Genomic DNA, 13,310 nt, shown 5'->3' on the forward strand with positions numbered 1-13,310 from the left:
CGCCGCTATGACCAGAGAAGAGCTGAAAGCCGCGGCCATTGCCATGATGGACCGGGCGTACATCCCCTATTCCCATTTCCCCGTGGGCGCGGCATTGGAGTGCGCCGACGGGAGCGTGTTCACCGGCTGCAACATCGAGAACGCCGCCTATTCCCCCACCCTCTGCGCCGAGCGGGTGGCCGTGGGCAAGGCCGTCAGCGAGGGGCACCGGGACTTCGTCCGCATCGCCGTGGCGGGGAAGTGCGAGGACTACTGCGTCCCCTGCGCCGTCTGCCGCCAGGTGCTCTATGAGTTCGCCCCGGACATGGAGGTCATCAGCCTCAACGGCAAGGGGGAGGAGCTGGCCCTGCCCTTGCGGGAGCTGCTGCCCCACGGCTTCGGCCCGGAGTACCTGCTGAAAGAGGGATGAAGGAGCGCCCCGCCGAAAAGGCGGGGCGCCTGTTTGCAGGCAGGGCCTATCTCCTCCGGTTCGCCCGGCTGATCCTGGCCAGCACGATGCCGATCAAAACGCAGAGCAGGCCGGCGATGAGCATCGGGCTGTCCGCGTGCCGGGTCAGCAGGAAGATCCCCAAGAGAAGGAAGACCGATCCGACGATCCCGACTGCGTACATAGGGCATATCCTCCTCATGATGGGATACGGTTTTTTGTCATGCCGGGCAGATGGACAGGGCTCTTCCTTGTCAGAACTCGAAGACCTGTCCGGTCCGCTCCACCGGCACGGTGCGGTCTGTAAAGGCGGGATACTTTTCCAGGAATTTCCTGGTGAAACCGAAGTCCCCCCACTGGTGCATGGGCAGGAAGCGCCGGATATCCGCCGTTTCGAGGAGGTACGCCGGCCCCCAAAAGCCCGCCTCCCCCAGCCGGGGGTCCAGCGGCAGCATGGCCAGGTCGATCTTTCGTCCGCGGAGGGGCTCTGCGTACTTTTTGAAGTTGACCTCCATGTTCCGGTTCCAGCCCTTGTCCTCCCCCTCCCAGTGCCACCAGTTCAGGTCCCCGGCGTGGAAGACGGTCCGTCCGTCCGGCAGTGTCACCAGGAAGGCGACGCCCTCGTCGGTAGAGGACAGGGTCTCGATCTCCGCCTGGGGCAGGGAAAGGGTCTGACCGCCCTGACGCACCCGGGCCTTCCCCGCCGTCACCGGGGAAATGCCCCAGCGCCGGCGGTGGGGGAGGTCCAGGGAGATGCCCTTGCCCAGGAGGAAATAGACATCCCGGTTCCCGTCGTCCAGGACCTCGTCCTTCCATCTGTCCAGGGCGAAGATCTCCGGCTTGAAGTGGTCCTCGTGCCGGTGGCTGGCAAAGACGTACAGGGGGACTCCCGGCCTCAGCGCCGGGAGTTCCCCTTTCCACCAGTCGAACAGCAGTGAGACGGGATCCGTCTCTACCAGGAAGCCGCTGTGGTCCAGGAAGGTGACTCGCATCACTTCAGCTTCACGGCCGTACCATAGGCCACCACCTCGGCGGCCCCCTGCATGACGGACGACGAGCCGTAGCGCACGTTGACCACGGCGTCGGCCCCCAGGGCCTGGGCCTCGTCCACCATGCGCTTCGTGGCGATCTGCCGGGCCTCGTTCAGCATCTCGGTGTAGCCCACGATCTCGCCGCCCACCAGGGTCTTCATGCCGGCCATGAAATCCTTCCCGAAGTTCTTGGACTGGACCACGGTCCCCTTCACGATCCCCAGGGCCTCGATCTCCCGTCCGGGCACATGATCAATATTCAGCAGCAGCATCAGATTCTCCTCCTTCGATCTCTTTGAAACGTTGATATAACACCACCAGGGCGGGGATGACCAGCAGTCCGCAAAGGCCCGCCAGGGCCGCGAAGAGCCAGGATGCCCACCTGGGCAGGTCCGGGATGGAGCACAGCGCGGCGAAGAAGGCCGCGCAGGCCGTCTGGAACAGGGCGAAGGACGTCACGCTCAGCACGGCCTGACGCCGCTGGCGCCGCCTCCGGGATGCGGTCTCGCCTGTCATAAGGGTCGCCTCCTCTTAGGGGTCGGATGTGGCGGAGGGCCCAGCTTTTGGCTCCTCCGTAAAAATGGGGAAGGGCTTGCGGTGGGAGAACGTTTATGGTATAATGGCCCAAAACAGCGGCGGTCTCCAAGGGGGCCGTCACGACGATGAGGGCCATAAAATTCATGATACAGGTGGTGCGATATGGGTATCTTTTCTTTTTTGAACCGGGACCAGGATTATGAAGATATCGATCTGACCTCCGTGATACCGGCGGAAGAGCCGGGACCGGAGCTCCCTGACCTGTGCAGGGAGATGCCCATCGAGATCTTGGACGAGGGCGGCCAGGTGCTGAACACCGGACTCATCACCGAGCGCAAGGGGCGGGAGATCGCCATGGGCCGTCATCCCGGCGGGCTGTCCTTCAAGATCTGCGAGCCGGGCAGCACCGTCTTCGTCCGGGGCTGTGACAACCGGATGGTGCAGTTCTACCTGCGGGCCACCGTGGTGGAGTCCAGCCGCATCCTGATGCGGCTGAAGGACCTGGCGCCGGAGGTCCGGGAGAACCAGCGGGACGCCTTCCGCCTGGCGGTGAACGCGCCGATCTCCATCTGCTACGTCAACGACGAGCGCTTCGAGCGCCCGGAGCAGTGCACCCTGGTGGACATCAGCACCGGCGGGTGCTGCATCGTCTCGGAGTACCTCCATGGGGAGGGCGAGGTGCTGCGCCTGCGGGTCAAGCTGGAGGATTACGTGGCCATGGACTTCGTGGGCGAGGTCATCCGGGTGGTGGACTGCGGGAAGGACGGCTTCCGCTGCGGCATCCTCTTCGCCCAGCTGAAGAAAGAGGAGGTCGAGGCCCTGACCAAGATGCTCTTCAACCTCCAGCTGGGGAACCGGCGGGAGCACAGCCGGTCCGAGACGGGGCATTGGTGAGCGGCCCCCTCATACAATACAGCTTTCCCCGGCGGGACGCTTTCGATAAGGCGTCCCGCCGCTTTTTTCGCCCGCCGGTCAGTACCGGCTGGCCTCCTCTTCCTCGCCGCCGTCGATCTCGTCCAGGCGCTGGAGCAGGGCCCGGAGGACCCCGAAGATCACCGCGCCGCCCAGGAGGAGGTAGAGCAGCAGGAAGGGGACCGCGGCGAAGCTCTCCTTCCAGACGCCGGCCAGGGCCATGAGGGCCAGGACCACGAGTGGGATCATATACAGCACCACGCCCACCGTGATGACGATGGGGGCGATCTTCTTCTTAGTAGTTTTTCGCATCGTCGATCTCTCCTCTCCCGATCTCTCGTATCCGCTGGATGAGGGCCAGCACGACGCCCCCGATGACCACCAGGGGGACCAGCGTGAGCACCGCCAGCATCAGCGCCGGGGGCGCGTCCTCCGCGCCCAGGGCGGTGAGCCACAGCAGCAGCCCGGCGAAGGCGCCCATCAGCAGCACCATCAGCACCGTGATGAACACCGGGGCCACATAGCGGATGCGGATGTCCCGCTTCTGCTTGTCCTGGAAGGTCGCGCCGCTTTGCTCCATGGCCTCCATCTCCGCCAGGAGGCTCCCGGCGTCCAGGTCGCCCAAACGCTCCTGCCGGTCCGTCAGGCCCGCGCAGAGGCGGATGGCCTGGTCCAGGTTGTCCCGGTCCCGCTCCAGGGAGACCAGGTGGCGGCGCATACCGTCGCCCACGGTGTGGATGCCGCTCTGCATCCTCCGGATCTCCTCCAGGGGCACGCCGAGCTTCCGCAGCAGCTTGATCTGGAGGAGGACCTTGACCTCGCCGTCGCCGTAGTCCCGATAGCCGTTCTCGCTGTTGCGACGGGGGGCCAGCAGCCCCTCGGATTCATAGAAGCGGATGTTCTTCCGTGTGATGCCCACCAGGGCCTCTACCTCGTTGATCTTCAAGCCTCTCACCTCGATCTCTGAGGGTATGATATACCTTCCAGCAGGGGGAAGGTCAAGAGGAAATGTTCAGATCCTCGAAAAAAACGGAGGAACGCCGGGGGAGGGGCTCCCCTCCCCGGCGCCCGCGGCCGCTCAGACCGCGGAGGGCGTCCGCTCCTCCCGCTCCACCGGGAGCCCCGGGCAGGCGGCGGCGATGTCGTCCAGCACCCGGTTGGCGTTGGCCAGCTTCTCGAACGTGAGGTCCTGGTAAAACTCCCCGTCGTAGTACAGCCGCAGCCGCGTCACAGGCAGGGCCTTGCCGCAGCAGCCGGTGAGGGGGAGGCTGGTGTTCCGGGTCAGGGCCCTGGTGAGGGACCGGAAGGAGAGGTACTGCGTGCCGGGGAAGGCGGGGAGATAGACCGCCTGGCCGCTGATCCGGTACTGCTCCGCCCGGCGGGCGGTCTTGTAGTCCGCGGCGGGATCGTCCAGGGGATGGGACTTGGAGAGGGGCCTGGGTGTGAAGAGGGGCATATCGAAAACCTCCTGAAAGATTTGAACGGTCCCAGTATACACCATTTTTCATGAAAACTCCATGACAAAAGCGCCGATCGGGGAAAATACTGTGGAAATGCCACTTGCCTCGGACAGGGAAGGAGGCTATACTAGAGTACCGGAAAGCCCGTTCCTGCGGGCGTTCCCAGGCAGCCGGGGAGACGTCCCCGGCCGGCCGCGGGGAGCCCGCCCCTGCGGGCCTCCCCTTGAGATCGACGATCGCTTCCAATGGAGGTTTTTTATGTACCGTATCAAAACGTTCAACAAGATCGACCCCGCGGGGCTGGCCCGCCTGGACCCCGCCCGGTATGAGGTGGGGGAGGCCGTGGCGGCGGAGGAGGGCATCCTGGTCCGTTCCGCGGACCTGCTGGACTACGCCTTCCCGGAGAGCCTGATGGCCATCGCCCGGGCGGGCGTGGGCGTGAACAACATCCCGCTGGGCCGCTGCTCGGAGAAGGGCGTGGCCGTCTTCTCCACCCCCGGCGCCAACGCCAACGCCGTGAAGGAGCTGGTCCTTTGCGCCATGCTGATCTCCTCCCGCGACGTCACCGGCGCGGTGCGCTGGGTGAAGGAGCAGGCGTCCTCCGGCCGGGAGGTGGAGGACGTGGTGGAGAAGGGCAAGTCCGCCTTCGTGGGCCCGGAGCTCTACCGGAAGGCCCTGGGCGTCATCGGCCTGGGGGCCATCGGCTCCCTGGTCGCCAATGTCGCCCTGGATCTGGGCATGGACGTCTATGGCTACGATCCCTTCCTCTCCGTGGACGCCGCGCTGCGGCTGGACCGCCATGTCCATGTGGTCCAGGACGTGAACGAGCTTTATAAAAAGGCGGATTATATCACCGCCCACATCCACTTCAACGAGAAGACCCGCCACATGATCGGCGCGGACGCCTTCGCCGCCATGAAGCCCGGCGCGCGCCTCATCAACCTGGCCCGGGGCGGCATCGTGGACGACGGCGCCCTGCTGGCCGCGCTGGACGCGGGCCAGCTCACCGCCTATGTCACGGACTTCCCCACCAACGAGCTGGTGGCCGCGCCCCACGTCATCGCCATGCCCCACCTGGGGGCCTCCACCCCGGAGAGCGAGCAGAACTGCGCCGTCATGGCGGCGGAGGAGCTGCGGGACTATCTGGAGAACGGGAACATCAAGAACTCCGTCAACTTCCCGGACGTGTACCTGGAGCGGAGCGGGGCCCAGCGGCTGTGCGTGATCCACAAGAACATCCCCGCCATGCTGGCCAACATCACCGCCCTGCTGAGCCGGGACGGCGTGAACGTGGAGAACCTGAGCAACAAATCCAAGGGCGACTACGCCTATACGCTGGTGGACCTGGGCACACGGGTGGAGCCCGCCGTCATCGCGGATCTGAAGGCCCTGGCCAACGTCATCCGGGTCCGGGCGATCGACTGAGCGGGAAGGGGGAGGTACGGCTGTGTTCGACCTGAACGGGGCCCTGGAGCGGTTCGCCGGGAAGATCGCGCTGGAGGACATCCTGGCGGCGCTGGTGACGCTGCTGGTGTGCCTGCTGGCGGTGAAGCTGCTGCTGAAGCTGACCCGCCGCCTCCTGAGCCGGACGAAGCTGGAAGAGCGCATCCGGCGCTATATCCTGATGGGGGTGAAGCTGCTGCTGTACACCCTGGCGGTGGTCTTCACTGCCGGGAGCCTGGGAGTGAACATGAGCTCCCTGGTGGCGCTGCTCTCCGTGGGATCTTTGGGCATCACCCTGGCGGCGGAGGACATCCTGGGCAACGTGGCCGGGGGGCTGGTGATCTTGTCCTCCCATCCCTTCGCCATCGGGGACTTCATCGAGTCCGGCGGCGTGTCGGGCACGGTGGAGGAGATCAGCCTGAACCACACGAAGCTGACCACCCCCGACGGCCTGACGGCCCTCCTGCCCAATAAGGAGCTGGCGGCCTCCAAGGTGACGAACTACACCGTCCTGGGCCGCCGCCGCATCGCCTGGAAGATGACCGCCTCCTACGACGCGCCCACAGAGACGGTGAAAGCCGCCTGCCTCCGGGCCGTGGGGGCCGCGGAGCACATTTTGACGGACCCGTCCCCGGCGGTGTACCTCACCGCCTTCGGGGACAGCGGCATCGATTACACCGTCTACTGCTGGGCGCTGACGGAGGATTTCTGGGCCGCGCAGTTCGCCTTGGCGGAGGGGCTGAGGCGGGAGTTCGTCCAGGCGGGGGTGGAGATCCCCTACAACAAGCTGGACGTCCGTATCATGGAAAAATGAGGATACCGCCGCCCTTACAGGGCGGCGGTCCGCCTTTTCGGCAGGCGGCGGCGCGTGAGCGCCGCCTGCTTTTTCCCTGGAAGGACCCTCCTGCGCTCCCAGGACTTGTCCGTTGCCCCGGCGGGGCCCCTGCGTTAAAATGGAACGAGATCCATCCAAAGGAGTTTGACGCTATGTGGAAGACCCGCCGCCTGACGCTGCTGATACTGCTGTCCCTCCTCCTGCTGCCGCTGGCGGGCCCTGACCGGGCCTCCGCCGCCGGGGCCGGGACGGGCGGGGCCGTGGTGGGCTATTACGCCGCCTGGGCCTCCGGGCAGGGATATGGACCGCGGGACATCCCGGCGGAGCGGTTCACCCAGATCAACTACGCCTTCGCCGGGATCGAGGACGGACGGCTGGCCCTCGCCGATCCGGCGCGGGACGGGGAGACCCTCCGGGGCCTCACCGCCCTGCGGGAAGAGCACGCCGGACTGAAGATCGTCCTCTCCGTGGGAGGCTGGGACGAGTCCACCTACTTCTCCGACGCGGCGGCCTCGGCCTCCAGCCGGGAGGTCTTCGCGCAGAGCTGCGTGGACCTGCTGACCGGGCACGGACTGGACGGCGTGGACCTGGACTGGGAGTATCCGGTCTCCGGCGGGGCCCCCGGCGTGATCCACCGCCCGCAGGACCGGCGGAACTTCACCCTGCTGCTGAAAGCCGTCCGCGAAGCCCTGGACCGGCAGGGGCGGCAGGACGGGAAGGACTACGTCCTCTCCATCGCCGGGGCGGCGGACGGCAGCTATCTCAACTGCATCGAGCCCCAGGCCGTGGCCGAGATCGTGGACCATGTCTTCCTCATGGCCTACGACCTGCATGGGCCTTGGGACCCGCACACGGGCTTCAACGCGCCCCTCTGTGCGCCCTCCGGGGACCCGGCCCGCTGCCGCGGCAGCGTGGACGGCGGGATCTCCGCCTGGCTGGGCCGGGGCGTCCCGGCGGAGAAGCTGGTGCTGGGGATGCCGCTGTACGGGTACATATACCAGGACGTGTCCGGCCGGGACAGCGGGCTTTTCAGCGGGTTCACCGGCGCGCGGTCCGTCCCCTGGGACCGGGTGGAGAGCGAGTATCTGTCCGATCCCGCCTACCGCCGGTTCCGCCACCAGGAGGCCCAGGTCCCCTATCTCTATGGGGAGCGCCGCTTCCTCTCCTATGACGACGAGACCTCCAGCGCCGCCAAAGCGGCGCTGGCCCGCCAGCGGGGCCTTGGCGGCATCGGCTTCTGGGAGCTGTCCCAGGACACCGGCGGGGACCTCATCCAAAGCGCCTGCGACGCCTGGGGCGGCGGGAGCTTCCGGGACGTGCCTCCGGACGCCTGGTACGCCTCCGCCGTGGAGTGGGTCAGCGCCGCCGGGCTGATGAACGGCACCGGCGGCGGGGCGTTCTCCCCCGGCGGCCCCGTGACGCGGGGCCAGACCGCCGCCATCCTCCACCGGCTGGCGGGAGAGCCTCCCGCCGGCGGCTCCTCCTTCCGCGACGTCCCGGCCTCGGCCTATTACAGCCAGGCCATCGCCTGGGCCGCCCGGCAGGGCATCGTGGAGGGCTTCTCCGACGGGACCTTCCGGCCCGGCCAGCCCGTGAGCCGCCAGCAGCTGGCCGCCATCCTCTGGCGGTACGCCAAGCTGGCGGGGGCGGACAGCGAGGGACGGGCCTCCCTGCAGGGGTATCGGGATGCCGGGGACGTCAGCGCCTACGCCCGTGAGCCCATGAGCTGGGCCCTGCAGGCGGGCATCCTGCAGGGGACGAAGGAAGGCGATCTCCTGCCCCAGGGCCGCGCGACGCGGGGGCAGACCGCCGTGCTGCTGGAGCGGTTCTGCAAGCTGCTGGAGGACGCCTGAGAGCGGGAGGACGGGCAAAGAGGCAAGGGTTTTCGCCCTTGCCTCTTTTTGCCCGTCCTGTTATACTGTTCCCATCAACAGAAAGGGTGATCGATATGAAACGTTGGCTCAGCGGCCTGCTGGCCGCATTGCTGCTGATCTGCCTCACGGGCTGCGGCCCGGCGGACCTCCTGACCGGGCCCGCGGACGTGCCCCCCGCCGGGACGGAGGAGCAGACGGACCTCCTGGCCGCGGCCCCGGAAGACTCGGGAGCTCCGGAGGAAGCCCCGCCGGAGGAGGCGGAGCCGGATGCCGGACCGGACAGCCGGGAGGAGGCGGAGCCCGCGCCCCTGCCGGAGGACGGGACCTACACCACCAAGGACGACGTCGCCCTCTACATCCATCTATACGGCCGTCTGCCCGACAACTTCATCACGAAGAAGGAGGCCCAGGACCTGGGCTGGCCCGGCGGCGATCTGGAGCCCTACGCCCCGGGGATGTGCATCGGCGGGAGCCGGTTCGGGAATTACGAGGGCCTGCTCCCCGACGCGGAGGGACGGCGCTGGACCGAGTGCGACATCGACACCCTGGGGGCCAAGAGCCGGGGCGCGAAGCGCATCGTCTTCTCCAACGACGGCCTCGTCTATTACACCGGGGACCACTACGAGTCCTTCGAGCTGCTGTATGGAGACGAGGGCGATGGCTGAGATCGTGTTGGACGGGCGGGAACTGACCGCCATGGAGGAGGTCCATGCGCGGTTCGCCCGGGCGCTGGATCTGCCGGACTATTACGGCGGGAACCTGGACGCCCTTTTCGACTGCCTGACGGATCTGCGGGAGGACGTGACCGTCCGCCTCCTCCACCGGGAGGCCCTGGAGGAACGGCTGGGCCCCCGGGGCGGGGCGCTGGTCCGCCTCCTCCGGCGGGCAGCGGAGGAGGGGGGCCGCGTGGCGCTGCTGGAGGACGGGACGGAAAATTGATCCTTTTCAGCGCCGCCTCCCTGTGCTATACTAAGGGGTACCGAGCGAACGGGCGCTGCCCGCGGACCGACTCCCGAAAGGACGCGTTGAGACTATGAACAGACGTTACGCCCTCCCCCTGACCGCGGCGCTGGGCGGCGCCGCCGCCTGCGTGCTGCGGCTGCTGCAAAACCGCACCGGCTACGAGCCGGATACCGGCCTCCCCATCCCCGGCGCCCTGGCCACCCTGGCCCTCGCCGCCCTGCTGGCGGGCCTGGGGATCGCCTTGTTTTTGACGGCCCGGCTCCTCCCCGCCGAGGACGAGCCCGGTCCCGCCCTGCCGAAGGACTTCTCCGCCGCCGGCTCGGGGCCCCTGGTCCTGCCGGTCTGCGGCGTGCTCCTCATCGCCCTCAGCGGTCTGGCGGACCTGGCGGAGGGGCTCCAGCTGCTCCCCGCCGGGATCGTCTCGCCCCAGCACGCGATCTACGGCATCCTCCGGGCCGGCGGGCTGGGCTACTCCCTCCGGGGACAGCTCCTGATGGGCGTCCTGGCCGTGGCCGCCGCCGTGAGCCTGCTCCCGGTGCTGGCGGGCTGCCGCCGCCGGACAGGGAGGCCCGCCCACCGGGCCCCCGCCGCCATCACCCTGCTGCCTGTGGCGGCGCTGGTGGTGCGGCTGGTGCTGACCTACCGGATCGACTCCGTGAACCCGTCGCTGTCCATGTACTATGTGGAGCTGCTGGCCCTGGTGTTCCTGACGCTGGCGTTCTACCGGCTCAGCTCCTTCGCCTTCCAGGCGGGGCAGACCCGGCGCTTCGCCCTGTACGCCGGGGCGGCGGTGGTGCTGTGCGTGGCCTCCCTGGCGGACGGCAGCGCCTACCCCTCCTCCCTGCTGCTCTACGCCGGGGGCGCGGCGGTCATGATGGGCTTTTTGCTGCTGCGGATCGGCAGCAGTATCCAGGCGGGAGAGGACGACGGGACCATCATCGGGCCCGTGCAGTGAGCCGGGAGGCCGCCCCTCCCTGGACCCTCCCGCGGCGTGAGCCCTTCCCGGCGGGCCCTGGGCCGTTACATGGTTTCGGCAGGCGGCATATATGCGCCGCCTGCCCGGAGCGTCGAAAAGCAGCGGGATCTGCATCGATGGGAAGGAAGAGAAAAACGAGAGGGACTCGGGAAGGGCAGCGCTTCATAAAGGAGTTAAGGACAAGGTGAGCCACAAATGGTCCGCCTTGCCCTTTTCGTACTATATGTCCCACTATGACGCTTTCGGGGAAGGTGTCATGGGAGAGGACGATAAAATATGGCCGACAAATTAAATCACGTCATGGGAGAGTATCTCAAATTCTATGGGATCGTCCAGTTTTAAAAATTCCGCCTCCAGGTCCAGACCCATATAATCCTCTTCTTTCCCGCTCTCATCGCCGGTGAGGTGGAGCGAGAGGAGGATCTGGTAATACCGGGTGATCTCCGGGCTGTCCAGAGGGAGCCATTCCGATATCCATTCCTTTCCGTTGTGGTGCTTATGGCGCAGCCGGCCCTCCTTGATGTGGTAGGGCCGGTGTTTTTTATCCCGATAGACATAGCCATAGGATACATCCCCCACGTAGTAATTCCCGGTGAGGGATCGGATATCGGGGAAGGAGCCCACCTGGGACATGATGTCCCCACTGTTAGGGTCCAGATAGTTCCGCCAGATGATCTCCTCCGCCAGGGATATCATCTCATCCCAGCGGGAAGCCAGGGACTGATGCTCTTCCCGGGTGATGCCGTCGTCCAGATCGATGCGCGGCTTCATCCTGTCTTCCCAGGTGATGTATGTATTTTCAGGGTTCTCTTTCTCAAAGATGATTTGGTGGGGACGAACGCCGGTTTTCTGGCGCCGCATATGCTTAAAAAAGTCCATATGGAATGACCTCCCTTTGCCGTCTGAACGATCATACATTATAAACCGATACCCGCTGAAAAACAAGCGTTTTTCAGCGGGTATCGGCTTCTTTACGGGAGCTGCCCCAAGGGCCCCTCTCGTTTTTCGTGAATAAGCTTTCAGCTGCCGGATGCCATCGAGATCTTATTGAACATCGACAGGATGTCCGCCATAGAGGTGTCCTTCTTCTCCGCCCCGGCCCGGTCCAGGACCACGTGGCCCTGGTCCATCATCAAGATCCGGTCGCCGTACTCCACGGCGTAGCGGAGGTTGTGGGTCACCATCACGGCGGTGAGCTTCTTCTCCCGGATCACCTTGTCCGTCAGCACCATGACGGCGTCCGCCGTCTTGGGGTCCAGGGCCGCCGTGTGCTCGTCGAGGATGAGGAAGCGCAGGGGGGTCATGGTGGCCATCAGCAAGGCGACGGCCTGCCGCTGGCCCCCGGAGAGGGAGCCCATCTTCACATCCAGCTTCTCCTCCAGCCCCAGCCCCAGGGAGCGGAGCTGCTCCCGGTAGCCGTCGATCCGCTTCCGGTCCACGGCCCGGCCCAGGCGGAAGGGCCGGCCCTTGTTGTCCGCCAGGGAGAGGTTCTCCAGCATGGTCAGGTTCGGGCAGGTCCCCGCCGAGGGATCTTGATACACCCGGCCCATGCTGGCGTAGCGCCGGAAGTCCTTCAGCTTGGAGATGCTCCGGCCGTCCACCAGCACGTCGCCCCCCTCGATGGGGATGGAGCCGCAGATGATGTTCAGCATGGAGGTCTTGCCGCTGCCGTTGCTCCCCACGATGGCCACGAACTGGCCTTCCTCCACCGTCAGGGAGAAGCCCCGGAACAGCGTCTGTTCCGTCACCGTCCCGGCGTTATAGGTCTTCGTCACGTCCCGCAGCTCAAGCATGGATGATCTCCTCTCCCTTCCGTCCCGAAAGCACCAGCACCAGCAGGAACAGCGCCGCCGTCACCAGCTTCATCATGTTGGCGGGCAGTCCCGCGCTCAGCGCCGCCTGGACGCAGAGCTTGTAGAGGATGCTGCCCAGGATGACCGCCGTGGTCCCGGCGGGAGAAGACAGGGCCCGCAGGACCTTCTTCTTCCGCAGGGCCCGCGCCGCCGGGGAGGCGGCGTAGAAGTTCATCAGCGACACGCCGATGACCACCGCCGCCAGTCCGTAGACCAGCTGGCCGGTGCCCATGGTGGCGGAGAAGCTCCGCTGCTCGTGGACCACCACGCAGCCGCCCAGGGCGACCAGGGCGTTGGAGATGACCAGGCCCAGCAGCTTCACCGCGCCCCGGTCCTGGGCCAGCGTGGTGACGAGGCCCGCGTTGTCGCCCACGGCCCGGAGGAGCAGGCCGGATTTCGTCTTGAAATAGGCGTCCAGCGCCAGCTTCACCGCCAGCACCAGGACGAGGGAGACCACCAGCTTCCGCCCCATCAGCGTCAGATCCCCCAGCAGGGCCATGACGGGGGCGGAGGTGAAGATGGTGTCCGTCCCCCGGTCCACCGTCAGGTTGGATCCGGCGATCTGGAGGTTGATGGAGAACAGGGCGGTCATGGTGATGATGCCCGCCAGGATGTTCCGCACCCCCAGCCGGACGTGGACGAAGCCGGTGAAGAGGCCCGCCAGGGCCCCCACCGCCATGGCGATGGGCAGGGTCAGCCAGGCGTCCACGCCCTGCGTCAGCAGCACCGCTGTCACGGCGGCCCCCAGGGGGAAGGTGCCGTCCACGCCCAGGTCGGGGAAGTCCAGGATCGAGTAAGTGATATAAACGCCGAAGGAGATCAGCGCGTAGATCAGCCCCTGGGTCAGGGTGCTGATGAGCAGGTCCAGCATGACGGACGCCTCCTACGATTTGATAGAGCGGATAAAGCTGAGAAGCGCGCTCCATCCACTATGGAGCACAAGGCAGGGCCGCGGATGCGGCCGGCGGCGGCCGTCCGCCGCCGGGCCCGGACGCATCG

General features: G+C 66.5%; 18 protein-coding genes. 8 read left to right on the forward strand and 10 right to left on the reverse strand.

Annotated elements, in window-relative coordinates; all coding sequences use genetic code 11:
* The first annotated feature begins 7 nt into the window (after positions 1–7).
* The gene (gene cdd / locus QZ332_RS01615) at positions 8–409 is read left to right on the forward strand and encodes a cytidine deaminase (protein WP_295761488.1); all 402 of its coding nucleotides are present in this window, start codon (positions 8–10) and stop codon (positions 407–409) included.
* 46 nt (positions 410–455) lie between these two features.
* Here cdd and QZ332_RS01620 read toward each other — a convergent pair whose 3' ends face one another.
* The 4 genes from QZ332_RS01620 to QZ332_RS01635 all read right to left on the reverse strand — a co-directional run bounded on the left by QZ332_RS01620 (position 456) and on the right by QZ332_RS01635 (position 1,974).
* A complete protein-coding gene (locus QZ332_RS01620) occupies positions 456–611 on the reverse strand; it encodes a hypothetical protein (RefSeq protein ID WP_295761491.1) in 156 nt (51 codons plus the stop codon).
* A gap of 70 nt (positions 612–681) precedes the next feature.
* Entirely contained in the window at positions 682–1,419 is a 738-nt protein-coding gene (locus QZ332_RS01625; protein WP_295761494.1) for an MBL fold metallo-hydrolase, read from the reverse strand.
* A complete protein-coding gene (locus tag QZ332_RS01630; protein WP_295761497.1) occupies positions 1,419–1,730 on the reverse strand; it encodes a YbjQ family protein in 312 nt (103 codons plus the stop codon). The genes QZ332_RS01625 and QZ332_RS01630 overlap by 1 nt, the downstream gene beginning before the upstream one ends.
* Positions 1,711–1,974: a hypothetical protein gene (locus QZ332_RS01635; protein WP_295761500.1), complete on the reverse strand. Its 264-nt coding sequence runs from the start codon at positions 1,972–1,974 to the stop codon at positions 1,711–1,713. Before QZ332_RS01635 ends, QZ332_RS01630 begins: the two co-directional genes overlap by 20 nt.
* Before the next feature lie 183 nt (positions 1,975–2,157).
* Here QZ332_RS01635 and QZ332_RS01640 point away from each other — a divergent pair, with 183 nt between their 5' ends.
* On the forward strand, positions 2,158–2,889 hold the full coding sequence (locus tag QZ332_RS01640; RefSeq protein ID WP_295761503.1) for a PilZ domain-containing protein: 732 nt from the start codon (positions 2,158–2,160) through the stop codon (positions 2,887–2,889).
* A gap of 78 nt (positions 2,890–2,967) precedes the next feature.
* Here QZ332_RS01640 and QZ332_RS01645 read toward each other — a convergent pair whose 3' ends face one another.
* The 3 genes from QZ332_RS01645 to QZ332_RS01655 form a co-directional block, all read right to left on the reverse strand.
* Positions 2,968–3,219 (reverse strand): hypothetical protein, encoded by a 252-nt coding sequence (locus QZ332_RS01645; protein WP_295761506.1) that lies wholly within the window; start codon positions 3,217–3,219, stop codon positions 2,968–2,970.
* Positions 3,203–3,862, reverse strand: coding sequence for a MerR family transcriptional regulator (locus QZ332_RS01650; RefSeq protein ID WP_295761509.1), 660 nt, complete (start codon positions 3,860–3,862; stop codon positions 3,203–3,205). Before QZ332_RS01650 ends, QZ332_RS01645 begins: the two co-directional genes overlap by 17 nt.
* A gap of 123 nt (positions 3,863–3,985) precedes the next feature.
* The gene (locus QZ332_RS01655) at positions 3,986–4,363 is read right to left on the reverse strand and encodes a hypothetical protein (RefSeq protein ID WP_295761513.1); all 378 of its coding nucleotides are present in this window, start codon (positions 4,361–4,363) and stop codon (positions 3,986–3,988) included.
* 262 nt (positions 4,364–4,625) lie between these two features.
* Between QZ332_RS01655 and QZ332_RS01660 the strand changes: the two genes are divergently transcribed.
* The 6 genes from QZ332_RS01660 to QZ332_RS01685 all read left to right on the forward strand — a co-directional run bounded on the left by QZ332_RS01660 (position 4,626) and on the right by QZ332_RS01685 (position 10,437).
* Entirely contained in the window at positions 4,626–5,792 is a 1,167-nt protein-coding gene (locus QZ332_RS01660) for a phosphoglycerate dehydrogenase (protein WP_295761516.1), read from the forward strand.
* A gap of 22 nt (positions 5,793–5,814) precedes the next feature.
* Entirely contained in the window at positions 5,815–6,624 is an 810-nt protein-coding gene (locus QZ332_RS01665) for a mechanosensitive ion channel family protein (RefSeq protein ID WP_295761518.1), read from the forward strand.
* A 173-nt stretch (positions 6,625–6,797) separates the two neighbouring features.
* Complete coding sequence (locus tag QZ332_RS01670) at positions 6,798–8,498, forward strand: glycosyl hydrolase family 18 protein (RefSeq protein ID WP_295761520.1); 1,701 nt, start codon at positions 6,798–6,800, stop codon at positions 8,496–8,498.
* A gap of 95 nt (positions 8,499–8,593) precedes the next feature.
* Positions 8,594–9,184 (forward strand): ribonuclease domain-containing protein, encoded by a 591-nt coding sequence (locus tag QZ332_RS01675; RefSeq protein ID WP_295761523.1) that lies wholly within the window; start codon positions 8,594–8,596, stop codon positions 9,182–9,184.
* Entirely contained in the window at positions 9,177–9,458 is a 282-nt protein-coding gene (locus tag QZ332_RS01680) for a barstar family protein (protein WP_295761526.1), read from the forward strand. Before QZ332_RS01675 ends, QZ332_RS01680 begins: the two co-directional genes overlap by 8 nt.
* 94 nt (positions 9,459–9,552) lie before the next feature.
* Positions 9,553–10,437, forward strand: coding sequence for a hypothetical protein (locus QZ332_RS01685; protein ID WP_295761531.1), 885 nt, complete (start codon positions 9,553–9,555; stop codon positions 10,435–10,437).
* Between the two features lie 309 nt (positions 10,438–10,746).
* Here QZ332_RS01685 and QZ332_RS01690 read toward each other — a convergent pair whose 3' ends face one another.
* The 3 genes from QZ332_RS01690 to QZ332_RS01700 all read right to left on the reverse strand — a co-directional run bounded on the left by QZ332_RS01690 (position 10,747) and on the right by QZ332_RS01700 (position 13,182).
* Positions 10,747–11,229, reverse strand: coding sequence for a hypothetical protein (locus QZ332_RS01690; protein ID WP_295761540.1), 483 nt, complete (start codon positions 11,227–11,229; stop codon positions 10,747–10,749).
* Between the two features lie 248 nt (positions 11,230–11,477).
* Entirely contained in the window at positions 11,478–12,251 is a 774-nt protein-coding gene (locus QZ332_RS01695; RefSeq protein WP_295761543.1) for an ABC transporter ATP-binding protein, read from the reverse strand.
* Positions 12,244–13,182 carry an ABC transporter permease gene (locus QZ332_RS01700; RefSeq protein WP_295761546.1) on the reverse strand — a complete coding sequence of 313 codons (939 nt, stop codon included), beginning with the start codon at positions 13,180–13,182 and terminating at the stop codon, positions 12,244–12,246. Before QZ332_RS01700 ends, QZ332_RS01695 begins: the two co-directional genes overlap by 8 nt.
* Between the last annotated feature and the right edge of the window lie 128 nt (positions 13,183–13,310).

The organism is uncultured Oscillibacter sp. (assembly GCF_910584465.1).
GTDB lineage: Bacteria > Bacillota > Clostridia > Oscillospirales > Oscillospiraceae > Oscillibacter.